At 64.8% G+C, this 19203-nt stretch carries 16 protein-coding genes; 6 read left to right on the plus strand and 10 right to left on the minus strand.

The window, feature by feature from the left end:
* Positions 1-35: 35 nt before the first annotated feature.
* Positions 36-899 (plus strand): pirin family protein, encoded by an 864-nt coding sequence (locus EB812_RS04085; RefSeq protein ID WP_118229360.1) that lies wholly within the window; start codon positions 36-38, stop codon positions 897-899.
* Positions 900-1143: 244 nt separating this feature from the next.
* Here EB812_RS04085 and purE read toward each other — a convergent pair whose 3' ends face one another.
* From purE to EB812_RS04100, 3 genes are all read right to left on the minus strand, one after another.
* Positions 1144-1641: a 5-(carboxyamino)imidazole ribonucleotide mutase gene (gene purE, locus EB812_RS04090; protein ID WP_118229361.1), complete on the minus strand. Its 498-nt coding sequence runs from the start codon at positions 1639-1641 to the stop codon at positions 1144-1146.
* 90 nt (positions 1642-1731) lie between these two features.
* Positions 1732-3012, minus strand: a complete 1281-nt coding sequence (purD, locus tag EB812_RS04095; RefSeq protein WP_118229362.1) for a phosphoribosylamine--glycine ligase — start codon at positions 3010-3012, stop codon at positions 1732-1734.
* A gap of 71 nt (positions 3013-3083) precedes the next feature.
* Positions 3084-4751 (minus strand): FG-GAP repeat domain-containing protein, encoded by a 1668-nt coding sequence (locus EB812_RS04100; protein ID WP_130957851.1) that lies wholly within the window; start codon positions 4749-4751, stop codon positions 3084-3086.
* A 158-nt stretch (positions 4752-4909) separates the two neighbouring features.
* Between EB812_RS04100 and EB812_RS04105 the strand changes: the two genes are divergently transcribed.
* Positions 4910-6274 carry an RsmB/NOP family class I SAM-dependent RNA methyltransferase gene (locus EB812_RS04105; RefSeq protein WP_417038527.1) on the plus strand — a complete coding sequence of 455 codons (1365 nt, stop codon included), beginning with the start codon at positions 4910-4912 and terminating at the stop codon, positions 6272-6274.
* A gap of 133 nt (positions 6275-6407) precedes the next feature.
* On the opposite strand, the gene EB812_RS04110 is transcribed toward EB812_RS04105, so the two are convergent.
* From EB812_RS04110 to EB812_RS04140, 7 genes are all read right to left on the minus strand, one after another.
* Complete coding sequence (locus EB812_RS04110; protein WP_130957853.1) at positions 6408-7328, minus strand: DUF2333 family protein; 921 nt, start codon at positions 7326-7328, stop codon at positions 6408-6410.
* 487 nt (positions 7329-7815) lie between these two features.
* Positions 7816-8526, minus strand: a complete 711-nt coding sequence (locus tag EB812_RS04115) for a precorrin-8X methylmutase (protein ID WP_130957854.1) — start codon at positions 8524-8526, stop codon at positions 7816-7818.
* A gap of 40 nt (positions 8527-8566) precedes the next feature.
* On the minus strand, positions 8567-10420 hold the full coding sequence (locus EB812_RS11810) for a nucleotide-binding protein (protein ID WP_242621187.1): 1854 nt from the start codon (positions 10418-10420) through the stop codon (positions 8567-8569).
* Positions 10421-10431: 11 nt separating this feature from the next.
* Complete coding sequence (locus EB812_RS04125; RefSeq protein ID WP_130957855.1) at positions 10432-11385, minus strand: chemotaxis protein; 954 nt, start codon at positions 11383-11385, stop codon at positions 10432-10434.
* A 78-nt stretch (positions 11386-11463) separates the two neighbouring features.
* Positions 11464-12417, minus strand: a complete 954-nt coding sequence (locus EB812_RS04130; protein WP_130957856.1) for a PP-loop family protein — start codon at positions 12415-12417, stop codon at positions 11464-11466.
* A 189-nt stretch (positions 12418-12606) separates the two neighbouring features.
* Positions 12607-13905 carry a glycosyltransferase gene (locus EB812_RS04135; protein ID WP_130957857.1) on the minus strand — a complete coding sequence of 433 codons (1299 nt, stop codon included), beginning with the start codon at positions 13903-13905 and terminating at the stop codon, positions 12607-12609.
* A 165-nt stretch (positions 13906-14070) separates the two neighbouring features.
* Entirely contained in the window at positions 14071-15117 is a 1047-nt protein-coding gene (locus EB812_RS04140; protein ID WP_118229370.1) for an aspartate-semialdehyde dehydrogenase, read from the minus strand.
* Between the two features lie 300 nt (positions 15118-15417).
* On the opposite strand from EB812_RS04140, the gene sqr reads away from it, so the two are divergent.
* The 4 genes from sqr to EB812_RS04160 all read left to right on the plus strand — a co-directional run bounded on the left by sqr (position 15418) and on the right by EB812_RS04160 (position 19014).
* On the plus strand, positions 15418-16659 hold the full coding sequence (sqr, locus tag EB812_RS04145; protein ID WP_130957858.1) for a type III sulfide quinone reductase, selenoprotein subtype: 1242 nt from the start codon (positions 15418-15420) through the stop codon (positions 16657-16659).
* Between the two features lie 14 nt (positions 16660-16673).
* On the plus strand, positions 16674-17342 hold the full coding sequence (locus EB812_RS04150; RefSeq protein WP_130957859.1) for a DUF1641 domain-containing protein: 669 nt from the start codon (positions 16674-16676) through the stop codon (positions 17340-17342).
* A 150-nt stretch (positions 17343-17492) separates the two neighbouring features.
* On the plus strand, positions 17493-18137 hold the full coding sequence (locus tag EB812_RS04155; RefSeq protein WP_130957860.1) for an HDIG domain-containing metalloprotein: 645 nt from the start codon (positions 17493-17495) through the stop codon (positions 18135-18137).
* On the plus strand, positions 18100-19014 hold the full coding sequence (locus tag EB812_RS04160; protein WP_130957861.1) for a D-alanine--D-alanine ligase family protein: 915 nt from the start codon (positions 18100-18102) through the stop codon (positions 19012-19014). Before EB812_RS04155 ends, EB812_RS04160 begins: the two co-directional genes overlap by 38 nt.
* Positions 19015-19203 lie beyond the last annotated feature (189 nt).

Here is a 19203-nt window from a genome sequence, read left to right on the forward strand (position 1 = left end):
ATAAAAGGACGGCCGTGAGCCGTTGCAGGTGTTGTATGTACTACAGAACAGTTACAGACGATGTTACCGGCCGCCGGACCACAGACGGCGCGGGCGTGCGGCTGGTCCGCGTGCTGGGCGACCCTACGGTGGCGCGGTTTGACCCTTTCCTCATGCTGGACGCCTTTGACTCCCGCGACCCGCAGGACTACATCAGGGGCTTTCCCCTGCACCCCCACCGGGGCATTGAGACCTTTACCTACCTTGCAGCCGGCAGGATCGACCACAAGGACAGCCTGGGCAATGCCGGAAGCATCAGGGACGGCGGCTGCCAGTGGATGACCGCCGGCAGCGGCATACTGCACGAAGAAATGCCCCGCGCATCAGAACGCATGCTGGGCCTGCAGCTTTGGGTCAACCTGCCCCGCAGGGACAAAATGGCGCCCCCCCAATACCGGGACATCACCGCCGACCAGGTGCCCGTGCTGGAGGAGGATGCCGCCCGCGTGGCCGTGGTGGCCGGCAGATATAACGAGGTGGACGGCGCGGCCAGGGGCGCATATGTGGCCGTGCGCTTTCTGGACGTGACCCTCAGGCCTGGCAAAACCTGGAGCGTAGCTGCCCCGCCGGAAGATACGCTGTTTGCCTATTTTATGGAGGGCGAGGCGAACTTGGTCCCTGCGGGCACGCCTTTGCTGGCCCGCCACGCCTATCTGCTGGGTGGGGGCGATACGGCGGCCTTTACCGGTGGCCCAGAGGGCGCACGCCTGGTGCTGGTTTCCGGCGCGCCCCTGCACGAGCCTGTGGCCTGGGGTGGCCCTATTGTCATGAATACAGAAGCGGAATTGCGGCAGGCCTACCAGGAACTGGAGGACGGCAGCTTTATCCGCCATGCGGCTCCTGCTCTGCGCCTGCCCTGACGGCCTTGCAACTCTGAGAATAGATATTCTCAAAGATGGTACTCCGTTCGCTTCGGTGTTTGCCGGCGCAAAAAAAATTGCGTCTACACCTGCGTGCCGGACGCGACACAACCCTGTGGCCCTGGGGCAATTTCATGTTGAAGTTGCTTCAGGCCCACAGGGTTGTACAAACGTGGCGCCATCTCGGCATCAAAGCCAGATCTGGGCCCACAGGGCACTGGGGGCAGACTTGCGCCCTTCGCGTTCAGGCGTATTTGCGGTTGATTTCTTCGCCCGCAGCGGCCACATCCGCGCACATCTTTTCGCGGGCGGCTGCAATTCCTGCTGCCAGAGCCGGGTCGTTGAGGGCCAGGATCTGCGCGGCCAGCCACGCGGCGTTGCGCGCGCCGGCCTTGTCCAGGGCCACGGTGGCCACGGGAAAGCCGGGAGGCATCTGCACGGTGGAGAAAAGAGCATCCATGCCTGCCAAGGTCGCGCCCCCAATGGGGATGCCGATGACCGGGCGCACGGTGCGGGCGGCTACGGCCCCAGCCAGATGCGCGGCCATGCCCGCCGCGCAGATAAAGACCTGCGCGCCTTCGGCCTCATAGCGGCGCACCAGCTCCACCGTGCGGTCCGGAGTGCGGTGGGCCGAACTGACGGTGATGGCGCAGCTTACGCCCAGCCCGCGCAACACGTCCACACAGGGGGCGACTTTTTCTTCATCCGACTTTGAACCCATAAAAATAACTACTTGCGGCATCTGCTTTATCCCCATAGCGACATATAGTTACTGCCGAAAAGCGCTTTCTGCAAAGAAGCCATCCCCCCTGCCCCCACAAAAAAGATCTCTTTATCCCAGCCGACGCAGGCCCTTATCGCCGATATCCCTGCGGCAGAAGCTGTCGGGCATATGGATGCGCTCCACGGCGGCGTAGGCGGCTTTTTGGGCCTGGGCCAGATCGTCGCCCAGGGCCGTGACGCAGAGCACGCGGCCGCCGGTGGAGAGGAGTTGCCCTTCCTTGAGGCTGGTGCCGCTGTGGAACACCTTGACCTGGGGCAGGGCTTCGGCCTCTGCTATGCCTGTGATGGGCAGGCCCTTGGGGTAGGCTCCGGGGTAGCCTTTGGCTGTGAGCACCACGCCCAGAGCGGTCTGCGGCTTCTGCCCCAGGGCGGCTGGATTCAGACGGCCGCGCACGGCGCCCAGCATGATGGCGGGCAGGTCGCCCGTGAGGCGCATAAGCAGGGGCTGGCATTCCGGGTCGCCGAAGCGCACGTTGTATTCCAGCACCTTGGGGCCCTGGGCTGTGAGCATGAGGCCCGCGTAGAGCACGCCCACAAAGGGATGGCCGTCCTTGGCCAGCGTGCGCAGAATGGGCCGCACGGTGGCTTCGGCCATGGCTTCCAGCTGGTCGTCGGGCAGGATGGGCGCAGGGCTGTAGGCCCCCATGCCGCCGGTGTTGGGGCCGGCATCGCCGTCGTAAACACGTTTGTGGTCCTGGGCCGAGGGCAGGGGCAGGGCGCGTTCGCCGTCGCAGAGGCAGAGGAAGGAGGCTTCCTCGCCCACCAGGCATTCTTCAATAACCACCAGGTTGCCCGCGTCGCCAAAGGCGCGTTGGCCCATGATTTCATCCACGGCATGCAGGGCTTCGTCTTCGGTCTGGGCCACAATGACGCCCTTGCCCGCGGCCAGGCCGTCGGCCTTGACCACCAGGGGGGCGCCCATGCGCCGGATGTGTTCGCGGGCCGCAGCCGCATCGTCGAATACGGCGCTCTGGGCCGTGGGCACCTGGGCGCGGCGCATGATCTCCTTGGCAAAGGCCTTGCTACCCTCCAGACGCGCGCCGTAGGCGTCGGGCCCGAAACAGGGAATGCCCGCCGCGCGCATGCGGTCGGTGATGCCCAAGGTCAGGGGCAGTTCCGGCCCAGGCACCACCAGGTCGATGTGCTCGGCCTGGGCCAGGGCTACCAGGCCGTCCAGATCGTCCACGGCTACGGGCACATTGCGCGCGCCGTCGCGCGCGGTGCCGCCGTTGCCCGGCGCGGCCAGCACGACGCTGACCTGCGGGCTTTGCAAAAATTTCCAGACCAGGGCGTGTTCCCGCCCGCCGGAACCTATTACCAGAATGCGCATGGTACTTTCCTGTTGCCGGTGAAAAAACAGGGGCGGCCCGGCATTGTCGGACCGCCCCGGAATCTGCCCGCCTAGCGGCCAGGCGTGACCTCAAAGTCGCTCAGGTCCGCAGGCACGTTGGGGTCTGTGGCCGAAACGTCCAGCGGATAGGCGGTGATCATGCTCTGGCGGCTGCCGATGCCCAGGTCGGGCGAAGTGTTCAGGCCTACCACCAGATCCAGCACGCCGTCGTTGTTCACGTCGGCCAGGTCCACTTCGGCCACGGAACCGCGGATGCGCCGGGTCTTCCACTTGAGGCCCAGGCCCACGCCATCCCAGTACAGGGCGTGGATTTCGCCCTGGGGGAAGTAACGGTAACGGTCAAAGATCTGTGAAGCCGTGGAAATGGGCTTGTTGACCAGCAGCACATATTCGCCGGTATTGCCGATGTCTGCGGCGATAAGGCGCATGGGCGCGTAGTATTTGCTGGGCAGCTGGTAGTTTTTGTCCACGCCCAGGCCGGGCATGCCCTTGTAGTGGTCCATACCCGTGGCGGAGCCGGAAAAGCGCTCCATGGTGGTGTGGATAAGGCTGTTGCCGTGGCCCTGAAAAACTTTGAGCCTTTCGGTATCCGTCAGCATGACGAGCTGGTCGCCCTTGTTCTGGCGGCCGCCGGGCAGCCAGACAATATTGAAGGGCGTGGCGCCGGAAGGCACGTCGATACGGGTACCCAGGGTGTATTTGCCGCCGGACTTGACCATAATGTGCACGCCGGGCGCGAAAAGTTTGATGGAATCCCAGCCCTGGCCCACCAGGGTGGGCGTGTAGGTGGGGGGCAGGCGCACCACGCTCATGAAGTAGGGCACACGCTCGGCAAACTGGCGCAGTTTGTTACCCTTAAAGGTGTAGATGTAGCTGTAGGGGCGGTTGCTGTCTTCCTCAAAGGTGGACACCACCAGCTCGGCCGCGCGGTCGCGATCCAGATCAATGGCCCGCATGGAAAAGCAGACATTGGAGCGGGAGATGGAGGTTTCGCCCAGCAGTTTGAGCTTGCCGTCGGCCTGCCAGCTGTAGATGCGCAGATTGTGGTCGCTCAGCACGGCGATTTCATTTTTGCCGTCGCCGTTAAAATCGGCCACGGCCATATCCACCATACTGTAAGGCAGGCGCTGGCTGCGCAGACGAGAGCCGTCCGCGGCTCCGGCGCCCTGATAGCGGAACTGGGGGTTAAGGTAGACCTGCTGCTGGCCCGTTTCATTGACCAGAATATCGCCGCGGGGCGCGGGACCGCCTGCGGCCGTCATGCCCGGCGTGCGCACGGCGGCCACGCCAAAGGCTTCCTGCCCCAGCGCGGCGGTCAGCTGCTGCACCGTGGCGGTGAGGGAACTCACCGGCCCTTGCCCGGTCTTGCTCCAGGTCTTGCCGGCCTTGTCCACGCTGTTGACCGTGACTGTGCACTGGCTGCCCATCACGCTCACCGAACCCCAGACAGCCGCGTCCGCCCCGGAGGCGGCAAGGGCCTGGCGGGCCTCGGCCTGTGAGGCGGCCTTGGCCTGGCCTGCACGCGCGTCCAGCACGCCGGGCTGGTTGAGGCGGCCCTGAATGGTGGCCGGCACCGCCTTGGAAAGATAGCTGTAGCTCTGGGGGGCATTGACCGCAAAAGGCAGGACTACGGCACTTTTGGCCGCGGCGCCGGAGGCCGTGACCAGACCCAGCGCCAGAAGGCAGAGCGCGAAGGCCAGTGACAGGGTATATTTCATTCCACACTCCTTGGGCATGGGCGCGCCCGGCACGGGGCACGGGCGGCAAAAGGGGCGGCAGGCCCCGACAGCGCGGGCAATCCGCACCCGGGCACTATACCCGCACTTGCCTCGGCACGCAATACGCCCGCTTGCGTCCGACGCCGCGTGTCCCTAGTATGCGCTCCATGAGCAATGCCGCCCGATCCTTTCGTCTGGTCTGTCCCCCTTCGGCCACGCCCCTGGTGGAGGCGCTGTTGCGCGCCCAGGGCTATGTTTTTGCGCCGGAGCCCTTTTCGCCCTTCTGCCGTCGCCTGCTGGCCGAACCGCGCCCGTTGGGGAGCTCTTTGGCGGCTTTTTTCGGCTACATCTACATCCAGGATCGCTCTTCCATGCTGCCGCCCCTGGCGCTGAACCCCGCGCCGGGCGCGGCCGTGCTGGATATGTGCGCCAGCCCCGGCAGCAAAACGGGATTTCTGGCCCAGCTCACCGGGCCCACGGGTTTTGTGCTGGGTAATGAACCCACCCCTGCCCGCCTGGGCACCTTGCGGGCCAATCTGCACCAGATGAACCTGCTGCACGCGGCCACCTGCGCCTACAGCGGGGACGCCCTGCCCCTGCGCCCGCAAAGCTGGCGGGCCATCCTGCTGGACCCGCCCTGCTCCGGCTGGGGCACGGCGGCCAAACATCCGCAGGTGCTCAGGCTCTGGCGCGGGGATAAGATTGACAACCTCACTGCGCTGCAGCGCCGCCTGCTGCGCCAGGCCGCGCGGCTGCTGGCCCAGGGCGGACGGCTGGTCTACTCCACCTGCACCACCAACACCGCTGAAAATGAAGCGCAAGTGCACTTTGCTGAAGAAGAACTGGGCCTTGTGCGCGTGCCGTTGCCCCCTTTCCCCGGTTTTGTCTGGGAAGAACAGCCCGGCGGGGAAGGCACGCTGCGCGTGGATGGGGAGCGCTCCGGCGCGCAGGGCTTTTATGTGGCTCTGTTGGAAAAACCCGGCACGGTCACGGGGCCTTTGCGGGACGTCGCTGCCCCTGACGCTGCAGTTGCGTCTTCCGGGGAATTTTCTGCCCCGCCGGATGCGGGCCCACGCGGCGGCCGAGCGCCCCGCCGCCACGGCAACCGCGCTGCGGGCCAGCCCCTGGGCCAGGAACTGCCCCGCACGGCGCTGGACGGCCCGGCCGGGACTGGAGCGCGCCTGCCGCCCGGAGCGGCGGTGGTTTTTGGAGATCATGTGCGCTTTGTGCCGGAGCAGGCCCCTGCCCTGCTGCCGCCGGAACTGGTCTGGCAAGGCGGGCTGCTGGGGCGGCGGCAGGGCAGCGGCCTGGACCCTGCCCCGCGCCTGCGCGCCTTGTTGCCGGAGCGGCCGGAACCGCGGGCCAGCCTGGTGCTGGACACGCCGGAGGAAGTGACGGCCCTGCTCAGCGGGCAGAGCCGTCAGACGGGCCTTGGCGGCCGTTGGGCCGCCCTGTGGTGGCGCGACCTGCCCCTGGGGTTGGTAGCCCTCAAACAGGGCCGGGCCGTGGCGGGCTTTCGCTGAGGCGTCCTGGCCCGGAGTCTTGGCGCAAGTAAGCAATCAGCCCCCGCCGCCGGTGCAGTACGCATGTCGGCGGCGGGGGCTGTTTTGGTCGGCTGCTTACGCAACCGTCAGGGCATTGCAACGTTGCAATACCCTACATGCGGATGCTGTCGCGAATGTCTTCCAGCCGGGCCTTAGTGAAGAGCAGATAGGAAAGAATCAGCTCGCCGGAATTGAAGGTGGAGGTGATATAGAGAGGATCATAAGTGGCGATGCGGTCCATATATGTCATGGCTGCAGCCATATTTTCCTCGTTGTTTTTGGCCTTGATCTCTGGATAGAGTTGGTAGAGGGCGTTGACGAAGTCGCGCAGCACCAGCACGATGCCCTGTACCTCATAGATGCGGTTGTCCAGCTCATAGAAGGGCAGGCTCTGGGCGTTTTCCAGCAGGCCCTGGGCGTAGCCCAGCATGTTTTCTCCGGTCATGGTCACAAAAGAGGCGTAGAGATCGTCCGTGCGGCAGTTGTAAACCCCTGTGCCTTTATCCAGAGAAGTCTTGTAGTCCTCCAGCAGTTTGAGCCCTTTTTTGTAGGAACCTTCGGCCGAAGGGAACATGAAGCTGCGTGGATCAATGGCGAAGCTGTTGATGCGGGCTTTGTAGAGAAATTCGCTTTCCCGGTCGCTGGAGCCCAGCTTGGCGATCTGGCTGGAATAGAGGTCCAGCAGAAACTTAGTGGCGTGGTACACTCCGTACTGGCGGTAGGCGCGGTTATCCAGAATAAAGCGGTTAAAAATAATGTCGTTGAAGCTCCAGCCAAAGGTGGAGTCGAGCTCGCGGCGCATCTGGTTGCTGATGGAATCCAGCAGAATTTTACCTTTTTCTGTGTCCGGCAGATCGGCGGCCGCGGCAGGCACGTTCATGGCCTGCGGAAAGGTGGTGCGGTCCACAAAGCTGTAGGCGCGCTGCAGGCCCCAAGCCACCAACAGCACGCCTACCAGCAGACAGGCCTGCACAGCCAGGGTTTTCAGTACCACCTGCAGTTTCAGGACGGCGGGAAGTTCGGGCAGTTTCATGGGTCTCCTCACTTGGGGCGGATAGGGAAAGGGAATCGCCGCATGGCGGTTGGAACACCGGCCCCGCTTGTACAAGCTAATACAGGGGCGGCCGTTAGTACAGGGGGGCGCCCCGGCGCGGGCGGCTTTTGCCCCCCGGCTGCGTCAGCGGGCCGTTGCGGTCCGGGGCTGTACCAGAAGAGCACTATCCCCGTCCCGCAACGGCCCACGTCCTTGCCGGAGAACAAAATTCATCCCGCACCGCAGTCGGAGGCGACAGATATATTGGGGTATCGGCGCGGCGTGTGCTGCGGGTGTGGAAAACATCGCAGCTATTCTGAACATATTCAATGTAACAGCAAGTTGTATTTCGGCCAGGGTATGCCTGGCGCAGTTCTGGGAGAGAAAAAGTTTTTTGAAGGATGGGGGGTGTGGGGGGAAGGGAACTTTTGTTCACAAAAACTCCCTTCCCCCCACAAAATCTCCCTTCCCCCTACAGATTCTTTTCTCACGTTTTTCGTTCGGCCAGGGCCAGTTCGGCCAGGGCGTTGACGCAGGTGGCGGCCAGGGCAGAGCCGCCCTTGCGCCCCAGGAGGGTGAAGTGGGGCCAGGGGCTTTGGTGGAGCAGGGCTTTGGATTGGGCGGCGTTGACGAAGCCCACGGGCATGCCGATGATCAGTGCGGGGACGGGCGCTCCGGCGGCCAGGGCGTCCAGCAGGCCCAGCAGGGCGGTGGGGGCGTTGCCAATGGCCACGATTTGGCCGCCCATGCGGGGGGCCAGCAGTTCCAGTCCGGCGCGGGTGCGGGTGGTATCGCGGGTTTTGGCCAGCTGGTCCAGGCCGGGCAGGCTCATAATGGGTGTAACGCTGACGCCCAGGGGGGTAAGGCGGCGCAGGGGCAGACCGGCGGCGGCCATGCGGGTATCGGTAAAGACCGTGCAGCCGCGCAGCAGGGCGTCCAGGCCGTTGCGCAGGCCCTGGGCGCTCAGGCGCAGGTCGGGCACGATTTCCGTATCGCCCAGGGTGTGGACGCAGCGTCGGGCCACCTGCCAGAGCGGACCGGAAAAAGGGCGAGGTTCGGGGATTTCCGCATCAATAACGGCAAAGGAGCGGGCCTCAATGGTGGCCGGGGTGTGGGCCGGATCCAGGACGATTGCAGACGGCGCGGCGGTGGGGGCGGGAGCCGGGCCATGGGAGGGGGCGGGAGCGATAGGGGGCATGGAATTTCCTTGCGGGCGATGTTGCGTCGGCCCGGCGGCTTCAGATTGGGGGCAGGGCGCGCAGCCAGGTCCGCCAGAAGCGGCGGGAGCCCTCCGGGTAGCAGTGCAGCCAGGATCCGGCCACGGAGCCCAGACGGCAGCCTTCTTCGCGCAGCAGACCGCCCGCGCTGTCGTACAGCCGCCAGAGGGGGCGGCAGGCGGCGGGCAGGGGGCCGTCCTCCTGAGCATAGTGGTATTCGTGTCCCCGCGTCCAGAGGGGGGCGGCGGTTTGGGTGGGGGCTGGCCAGTCCGGCAAGGCCAGGGCCGCGCGGTAGCCCAGGGCCGCACGACGGTCGGTGAGGGTGCAGGTCTGGGGCAGCAGACCGCTCATGGGGTAGTCCTGGCCGGAGAGGTGCAGGGAGCGCATGAGATAAATGTAGCCGCCGCATTCGCCGTAGATGGGCAGGCCTGCGTCGGCCAGACGGGTCAGGGCCGTGCGGAAGGACGTGTTGGCCGCCAGGGCGGCGGCGTGCAGCTCCGGATAGCCGCCGGGAAAGTAGAGACCCGCGCAGTACGGGGGCGGCGCACTGTCCCGCAGGGGCGAGAAAACGGCCACCTGCGCCCCCAGTTCCTGCCACAGAGCGGGCAGGTCGGCGTAACAGAAGCTGAAGGCCGCGTCCCAGGCCATACCCACTACGGGGCGTCGTCGGGAACGGCGCGAGGGGCGCCGGGCGCGCGCCGGGGCGGCAGGCGGTGGCAGGAGAGCGTCGGCTGAGGCCGCTGCGGCAGGGTTGGGGGCGCAGGAAGTTGCGGCTGGCGGCGGGGCCAGGTCCGGCGGCACGGCGCGGGCAGCCGCAAAGAAACGTGTGGCCGGCGCTGCAGCCGCAACGGGCGCAGTTGCGCGATCTGCGGGGCTGCCTGCCGCCGGCTTGGCGGGCGGCAGGGGGCTTGCAGTAGCGGTTTGCTTGGCGGTCAGAGTGCCGGTCGGGATGTCGGTCAGATTGGCGGACAGCGCGCGGGCCGGATTGACGGCTGGATCGGGGGGCAGGCTGGGAGTCAGGCTGAGAGCGTGGCAGGCTGTGAGCCTGGCGGCACTGCCAGCGGGCAGGTCAGCAGGGGCTGCGCGGCCCACGGCAAGACCCAGGCGGCGCAGCAGCTGATCCAGGCGGCAGTTTTCTTCCATCCAGCGGGCCAGTCCGGCGCGGTCCATGAAGGGCAGGGCCTCGCGGGCCTCTACCAGGCCCAGATGGCGGGAGCGCAGATCGGGCGCGCCCTGGCGCGGCAGCAGGCCCAGCAGGGGAAGATCCTTGCGCAAAGGGGCCAGGGCCGTGCGCAGCAGGTCAGCGTGGCGTGGGCTGCCCACATGGGTGCAGATCAGGCCCAGAAAGGCAAGGGGGGCTTCGTGGGCGGCCCAGGCCGGGCGGTGGCGCAAAAAACCTTCGGCCACGGCCGCTGCGGACTGCCCCAGGCCGCCGGCGTGCAGACAGAGCAGCACGGGCAGGCCCAGCCGGGCCGCCAGAAGGGCCGTGCTGCCTGCGCCCCTGTGTCCGCCGTCAAAAAGGCCCATGGCCCCTTCCACCACAATCAGGTCCGGCGGGCGGCCGGCCGCGTCGGGCGCGCAGAGCCGGGCGTACAGGCGGCGCAGGCCGGCGGGCAGTTGGCGGCCCGGCGTTGCTCTGGCCGTGGGCCGGGCCGCGCGGCACATCCAGGTATCCAGGTTGGCGGCGGGCTGGCCCGTAAGCGCGGCGTGGAAGGCCACGTCGATAAAGTCCGGGCCGGTCTTGGCGGCGCGCGCCGTCAGGCCTCTGGCGCGCAGGGCGCAGAGCAGGGCCAGAGTGCAGGTGGTCTTGCCGCTGGCGCTGCCCGTGCCGGCCACCACGCAGCCGGGGGGCGCGACAAGGGCGGGGGCGGACACGGGCGCTCCGTTCAGGCCCTGGCCGTGGCCAGCAGACGCGAAATAAGCTCGTGCAGCTTGACCGAAAGGGCCTTGAGGTCCGGCTTGGTGTACTGGGCGTCCGCACCCACCACTGCGCATTTGCGCGACAGACTCTCGTTGATCATGGAAGAAAAGATGGCCACGGGCAGCTGACGCAGCACGGGGTCTTCTTTGATGTGCTTGCACAGGGCCAGGCCGTCCATGGCGGGCATTTCAATGTCTGTGATGACGCCCTGCACAAAGTCGAAAATGGGGCGGTTTTCCTGCTGGCAGCGGTCGCGCAGTTCCTGCAGGTAGTTCCAGGCTTCCTGCCCGTTGACGCGCTGTTCCACCACAAAACGTCCCTCTTTGTTGAGCAGGTCCAGAAGCAGAGAGCGGATGCTGCTGGAATCGTCCACATGCAGGATGCGATAGGTTTTGCCGTCCTTTTCGGTGAGGCCCGCGCCGTCAAAGCGCAGGGCCATGGCCGGGTGCAGCTCGGCTACAATGGCTTCCAGGTCCAGCAGAAAGATGACCCGTTCTTCCAGGCGCACCACGCCGGTGATGGAGCTGCGGCTCATGTTCTGCAAGAACTGGCCGGGGGCCTCCACATCCGTCCAGCTCAGGCGGTAGATGCGGTTGACCCCGGAAACCAGAAAACCCGTGCAGACCTTGTTGAACTCCGTAACGATGACCTTGGCGTCTTCATTGGTGATGGGGCCGCTGCCCAGAAACTGGGCCATGTCGATGAGCGGCACAATGCGTCCGTTGCGGTGCAGAAAGGCTCCCAGAAGAGCCTTGTGGCGCATTTCTGGCATGGCGGTCACGGGCTGGCGGCGGCCGATCTCCACCACCTTGGCCACGTTGAGGCCATAGTGGGCCTCGTAGCCGTCCTGATTGACGAAAAATTCGACAATTTCCAGTTCGTTGGTGCCAGTTTCCAGCAGAATATTGGTCTGGGCCATGCTCCCCTCCTTGGGCGGCCTGCCAGCAGGGGCCGCATAAAGCGTATGCCGGTGTTATCGGTTGTCCGGCAAAAACGTTTAGGCCGCGCCTTCCACCCTGTTTTCCGGCAAGTCTGTCCGGTCCGCATCTGTATCCCGCAGGGCGGCCCGGATGCGGCACACCCCACAGAGATCGCCAGAAGACGTGGGATAGCCGCACTGCGGGCAAGGCCGCAATGCCTGCCCCTGCTCCGCCTCGCGACGGGCAAAAACCGGGCGGCCGCGGGCCAGAAAACCCTGGTAGTAGTCCAGCTTGCGGCCGGGCATGGCCGCCTCCAGCTGCTGCAGCAGGCCCTTGAGCACGCTGAAGCTGGCCCCGGGGCTGTAAGGGCAAGGGGCATAGTGGTTTTCTATGCCCATGAGGAAGGCGTAGTTGGCCGTTTCAAATTCCGTAAGCCGCCAGAGCGGCTTGACCTTGCGCACAAAGCCGTTTTCACTGTCCAGACGCGGCCCCTGGTCCGAGAGGTAGGCCGTGTCCCAGCGTAGGGTATTGCTGAACAGGCGCGCCACCTCGTCGTCCAAATTGTGGCCGGTGGCCAGGGCGTCATAGCCATCTTCCATGGCGATTTTATTGAAGAAATAGCGTTTTATCTTGCCGCAGGCGGAACAGATGGGCCGGTGCAGCCGAGCCTTGACCAGCGGAATGGCCAGACCTTCCGTCACCATTTCTTTGACCATGAGCCGCAGGCCGTGCTTGGCGCAGAAGCGCTCGGTCACGCCGCGCGCCGCCGCCGAAGAACCGGGAATGCCCAAGTCAATGTGCAGACCTGTGACGTTGTAGCCCTGGCGGGAAAGCTCCAGCATAAGCGCCAAAGAATCTTTGCCGCCCGAAAGCGCCACCAGCACGCGTTCTTCATGGCTGAAGAGGTTCTGTCCCTCAATGCCGCGCGTCACCTGCCGGGCAAAAAATTCTTTGTAGCACGCGGGGCAAAAGGCCGCATTGTGGCTGCGCAGGGCCACCGCGGCCTCGGCTTTACAGATTTTACACTTCATGAACGGTCCGTTGCATCCTGTCTTTTTTGTTATATGGGGGAGGGGTTTTGGGTGGGGAAAGGAAACTTCCCAAAAACTTTTCCGCGCCGTACCGCTTTGCGGATTTTGAGCCCGTATCGGTGCAAGGGTGTAATACTGTGACAGTGTGAGCGGCCCCTGGCTGAAGACGAGAAGGCGCAGCCCGCGGCGTCAGCTCTGCCCTGCGGGCGCGGCCTCCGGCGCAATCCAGCCCAGTTCGCGTCCCCAGATCGTATAACAGCGGCAGGCGCGGGCGGCAAAGGCGTTCAGCCCCACCAGGGGGCGCAGGGCCGCGCTGCGTTCCGCCAGGCGGCGGCGCAATGGAGCGTCGGTCATCATTGCTATCATGGCCTTGGCCAGGGCCTGCGGGTCGTCCGGCGGCACCCACAGGGCGGGGCCGTTTTCCTCCATGCAGAGGTCGGGCGGCGGCACAGCTGTGCGCTGGGCGGGGCAAGGGCCGTCTGGCTGCAGTGCGGCCGCGTCCAGCCGTTCGCGGTGCAGAGGCGTGCGGGTGCAGATGTTGGGCAGGCCCGCCGCCATGCCGGACCAGAGAGTTTCGGGCAGCTCTTCCGGCGAGGTGCCGGGGGCTATCCAGACCCGACAGGCGGGCAAGGCCAGGGCCGGGGGCTGATCGTTGAGCAGGCAGAGCCGCGCGGCCACGCCCAGGGTGAGGGCCTCATCCAGCAGTTCCTGATAGCGCGGGCCGCCGCCCAGGGCGCGCACCTCCCAAGGGGGGAGGTCTTCCCGCTGCCAGATGGCGGCCATGGCGCGGGTGACGATCTGCGCGCCGGAGCGCGGGGCCAGGGCCTCGCCCAGGCCGAAGACGCAGCGCGCGCCCGCAGGGGAATCTTCCCGCGCCAGGGGGTGCTCCTCGGCTTCCAGAGCCATGCCTGGGGCCAGCAATACCTGGCGCGGGCCTGGAAGCCGCGGCGCCGACGGATCTGCGCGCCCGCCCTGCTCGCCGGGATCTGCCGCCGCAGTCAGACGCGCGCGGACATGCCCGGACCCACAAAAAATTTTGTGGGCGGCGTGCAGGGCAGGATTTTTGCCGTCCAGGGGCGGGCGCAGCAAAAATGCGTGGGCCAGTAAGGTGCTGCCGCACGGCCTCAGGCGGAGCAGGCAATGGCCCAGGGCCAGCGCTTCCTCGCCCACGGTCTGCACCAGCAAGCGGGCATGGCGGCGCTGCCAGCGCCAGAGGCGGAACAGGGTCAGCGGGTTGGCCGGGTGTACGCCGGGCAAAGGCAGCACGGGCAGGTTGAGGGTCATGGCCCGGCGATGCAGGGCAGAGCCCTGACGGCAGGCCAGCATGGGGGCCAGGGGACCGCCATCGCGCATATGCAGGGCCAGGGCCAGGGCGTGGTCCTCTTCCAGACGGGCCGTGCGCCGGGGGGAGCCCAGCTCGGCCCAGAGGCGCTGCTCTTCCAGAGTCGGCGGCGGCGCGTTTTGCGGGGCCAGCAGCAGAACGCGCATCAGCGGTGCAGCGGCCTTGCGGGATCGGGGCGTGACCCCGGCCGGCTGCCGGAAGGGCTGGAGGAAGGGAAAATGGCCGGGGCGTGCATGGAGTTTCTCCGGGCGTCGGGAAGGCCCGCGGCCTTCCCGACATCCCTGTGGATACGCTGGCGGAGTGGATCTCCGTCAGCGCAGAAACACGTTTTTATCTCGCACGCGCACCAGGTCGCGGCGGAGCAGCTCTTCGCCAATCTGCACGGCGTTGAGGGCCGCGCCTTTGCGCACGTTGTCGGCCACAATCCACAGGTTCAGCCCGTTGGCGATGCTTTCGTCCTCGCGGATGCGGCCCACATAGGTGGCGTCTTCGCCCACGCAATAGGCGGGCATGGGGTACATGAGTTCGCGCGGGTTGTCGAAGACGCGCACGCCCGGAGCCTGCGAGAGCATGACGCGGGCCTCTTTGGGGGTGATTTTCTTTTCCGTTTCAATGTTCACCGATTCGGCGTGGCAGTAGAACACGGGCACCCGCGCGCAGGTGGCCGTGACCTTGATGGTGGGGTCGTCAAAGATCTTCACGGTCTCGTTGACCATCTTCATTTCTTCCTTGGTATAGTCGTTGTCCAGGAAGACGTCGATATGCGGCAGCACGTTGAAGGCAATGCGATAGGGATAGACTTTGTTTTCCGGGTCGCGGGAATTGAAGAGATCGCGCACCTGGCGCTCCAGCTCTTCCATGCCCTTCTGCCCGGTGCCGGACACGGCCTGATAGGTAGAAACCACCACCCGCCGGATTTTTCCGGCGTCGTGCAGCGGCTTGAGCACCACCAGCATCTGGATGGTGGAACAGTTGGGGTTGGCAATGATGCCCTGGTGCGCGTCCAGGGCCTGGGGGTTCACTTCCGGCACCACCAGGGGACAGCGCTCGTCCATGCGCCAGGCGGCGGAATTGTCCACCACCACACAGCCCGCGTGGGCCGCGTGGGGCGCAAATTTCTGCGAGGTGGCCCCGCCGGCGGAAAAAATGGCCATGTCCACGCCGTCAAAGACGTCTTCTTTCAGTTCGTGCACGGTGAGTTCACGCTCGCCGTAGGGCACTTTGACGCCCTCGGAACGGGCGGAAGCGAAGGCCCGCACTTCCGTGGCGGGAAAGTCCCGGTCGTGCAGGGTCTTGAGCATTTCTCGGCCCACGGCGCCCGTGGCGCCCACAACGGCAACGGTCAGCTTTTTGCTCATCTGGTCGGCTCTCCTTGGGTAGTCGCTTCCGCTCCAGGCGGAGGGACAGCCAGTATAGACGTCTCCGACGCAAAAGGGAAGGCACTTCGGCAAGGGGTTGCTGCCGCATAATCATACTATTATAGTATTATTAAAATCATACTTATCAAATTTTATTGGATTAAATGGTGCAATCAGGAATTTTTTGTGCTAGGCATAAAACATACCTGCTTGCTAAGATATGGCCGACAAAAAGATTGCGGCGCGTGTCGGGCAAGCCCTTCACGGCAGATTGCCTATTTGCAACCTTGGGTGAGGTTTATGAAAAAACTGCTTATTCTTGGCGCCGGCGCCGGCGGGACCATGATGGCCACGAAGGTGAGAAAGCTCCTGAGCCCACGGGAGTGGGAGATAACTCTCATTGACCGCGACCCCGTCCACCACTATCAGCCTGGCTGGCTGCTGGTGCCTTTTGGCGTGGATACGCCGCAGGGCTGCGTTCGCCCCAAAAAAGATTTTATGGTGCACGGCGTCAATTTTGTGCTGGACGCCATCAAGGCCGTGGATGCGGAACACCGTAAGGTAGTCTGCCAGGAAGGCACTTATGACTATGACTGGATCATCGTGGCCACCGGGGCCAGAATCGCCCCTGAGGAGGTTCCCGGCCTCACGGACGACTGGGGCGGCAAGATCCATAATTTCTACACCCCCGACGGCGCGGCCGCCCTGTACGACAAGCTGAAGCATTTCAGGAAAGGGCGGCTGGTGCTGCACATCTGCGAAACGCCCATCAAGTGCCCGGTGGCGCCTCTGGAATTTGTGTACATGGCGGACTGGTATCTGCAGAAGCTGGGCGTGCGGCAGGATGTGGAAATAGAACTGGTCACGCCCCTTACCGGCGCGTTCACCAAGCCGGTGGCCAACAACATCCTGGGGGCGCTCTGCGCCAAAAAGGGCATCAAGGTCACCACCAACTGGAGCGTGGACAGCGTGGACGCGGGCCGCGCCGTGATCACGTCGGTGACGGGCGATGAAATTCCTTACGACCTGCTGGTGTCCATTCCGCCCAACCTGGGGCAGCCTTTCCTGGTCGAATCCGGCCTTGCCGACGTCACCGGCTATATTGATACGGACAAGGAGCTGCTCAAAGCGAAAAAGTTTGAAAACATGTACGTCATCGGCGACGCCACCAATGTTCCGGCCTCCAAGGCCGGTTCCGTCGCCCACTTTGAGGCCGACGTCATTGCTCAGAACCTGATGGCGGATATCGAAGGCACGGACAACTACTACCGCTTTGACGGGCACACCAACTGTTTTATCGTTACGGGCTTTGAAAAAGCCTCGCTCATAGACTTCAGCTATGCCGTGGAGCCCTTGCCGGGCATGTTCCCCCTGCCGGGGGTGGGTCCCTTTGAGCTCTTGGGCGAAAGCCACATCAATTACTGGGGCAAGCTCATGTTCAAATGGGTGTACTACAACCTCATGATGAAGGGGCACGAACTGCCGTTTGAACCCAACATGTATCTTGCAGGGAAAGACACCTCCTTGCTGCGCAGCAAGTAGCCCGGAGGCGTCGTATGGCATCTGAAGACAAAATTCTGGAGCGTCTTGACGCTATTGAAAACAGGCTGGCGGCCCTGCAGGAACGCGGCGAAAACAGCCGCGCCCTTCTGGAACAGGCCGCGCCCATAGGCAACCACGCCTTCCGCCTGCTGGTTACGGAGCTGGAGTGTCTTAACGGCCGGGTTTCGCTGGACGACATCCTGGATCTGTGCCGCAAGGGGCTGCTCACCGTGCCCCGGCTCATCTGGCTGCTGGACCAGCTGGAGAACCTCACCGACCTCTGGCGCATTCTGCATCCTGCCATGGGGCCGACCTTTCCGCATCTTATTGAAAAAATGGATGCATGGGACAAGAGCGGCCTGTTCGCCAACCTCGCCGCCTTCAAAACTGCGGGGGGGAACTGGCTGGCGGCCCAGAGCCCTGAAGATATTGCCAGGCTGGGAGAAAGCCTTGTCTTTCTGACCAGTCAGCTGCAAAAACTGGCCGAACCCGCCCTGCAGGCCCGCATCACGGCCTTGCTGGAGGCGGTGGCGTCTTATGATCCCGCCCAGGCCCGACCCACGGGCTTGCTGGGACTTCTGGCGGTTCTGCGCAGCGCCGAAGGCCGACAGTCTTTGGGATTTTTGGCAGAACTGCTGAAAACGCTGGGCAAAACCGCACCGCCGCAGGGAGCAGCCTCTTAGGGCCTTGCAACTTTGCAATGGCTCTGAAATCGGGACGGGCCGCGCCTGCGGCCGTGGTCGTGATGCCAAGGGCGCGGGTCCGTCCCTTTTTCCCTGTCGCACAAAGTCATCTGCCTTGCCAGGTTCGGGCCTTGCTGGCATACTCCGGTCATGAACGCCGTCGGTTCCGCCACGCCTCCGGTCAGCCCGCTGTCCGCCCTGCCCTTTCTGCCGCAGCTCTGCGGCAAAAGCGGGGCCGCGCCCGGCGACGCGGCCTGTTTTGCCCTTTGGGACAAATACGCTATGTTGCCCAACATCCGGCGGCATTCCTTGCTGGTGGCCCACATCGCCACTACTCTGGCCCGCAAGGCCGAGGCTCTGGGCCTGCCCGTGCGGGCGGCGCAGGTGCGCGCCAGCGCTTTGCTGCACGATATCGCCAAAACCTACTGCGTCCGTTACGGCGGCAGCCATGCCCAGGTGGGCGCTGCCTGGACCGTGGCCGAAACCGGCAATTACGCCGTGGCCCAGGGTGTAATGCTGCACGTCTGGTGGCCTTGGTCCCTGCCGCAGGGAACGGACATCTGCGCTCTGCCCTTTTTTGTCATGTATGCCGACAAGCGCGTGCGTCACGACGCCTGCGTCACCCTGGAAGAGCGCTATGACGACCTCCTCCAGCGCTACGGCCGCACCGAGGAAGCCCGCGAAGGCATCCGCGCCGCCTACAGGCAGGGCAAAACCATTGAAGACGCCCTTGCGGTGTTGCTGGGATGGTCCTTGCATGAAGATTCTTTTGATAGCGGGCGGCTGGTCCACTGAGCGCGAAGTTTCGCTCAGCGGCGCGCAGGCCATGCGCCAGGCGCTCACAGCGCGCGGCCACAACGTCACCCTGTTTGATTTGCTGGAATCCTTCGACGAACTGCTCGCTACAGCCCGCGTTCACGACTTTGCCCTTATTAACCTGCACGGCGCGCCCGGCGAGGACGGCCTGGTGCAGGCCATGCTGGAGCGGGTGGGCTGCCCCTACCAGGGGGCAGGCCCGGCGGGCTCCTTTCTGGCCCTGAACAAGGCCGCGGCCAAGCAGATTTTTCGTCAGGCGGGCCTGCCCACGGCGGATTGGGAGTTTCTGCCCCTGCCCCCGCCGCTGGGCTGGCAACCCCGGCTGCCCTACCCCCTGTTTGCCAAGAGCAACACCGGCGGCTCTTCTCTGCGGCTGGGCCGCGCCCGAAATCGGCAGGAGCTGGACGCGGTGCTGGCGTCCGTTTTTGCCGCCGGGGATGAAGTTTTGCTGGAACCCGTGCTGCCGGGGCGGGAAGTGACCTGCGGCATCCTTGGCGAAGAAGCCCTGCCGCCCATTCTCATAGAACCCCTGGCCGGAGATTTTTTTGACTATAAAAGCAAGTACGCCAGCGACGGCGCGCGCGAGCTCTGCCCGGCCCCCATCGGGCCGGAGCTCACAGCCCTGGCGCAGCAGTTCGCCCTGGCCGCTCACCGGGCCCTGGGGCTTACGGGGTACAGCCGGGCCGACTTCATCCTGGGGCCGGACAACAGCCTGAACCTGCTGGAGGTCAATACCTTGCCCGGCATGACCGCCACCAGCCTGGTGCCGCGTGAAGCCCGCGCCCTGGGGCTGGACTTTGGTCGGCTTCTGGAGCGGCTTATAGAACTGGGCATGCAAAAACATCAAAAAAGCTGATTGTGCCACATGGGTTTTTGTGTTTTATAACCGCCGCCGGGGCAAGCCTGGCGGCGGTTTTCTGCGTCAGGCCGCGCTCTTGACCGGTGGAGGGCATTGGCATAGGTTGAACAAGTTTTCCCCTGACCACAATTAAAAAGGCTCTGGCTGTAGTCGATGTTGCGACATCCCTGAACGGTATATGGAAGC

The sequence above is a fragment of the Desulfovibrio legallii genome (genome assembly GCF_004309735.1).
In the GTDB taxonomy this organism is placed as follows: domain Bacteria; phylum Desulfobacterota; class Desulfovibrionia; order Desulfovibrionales; family Desulfovibrionaceae; genus Desulfovibrio; species Desulfovibrio legallii.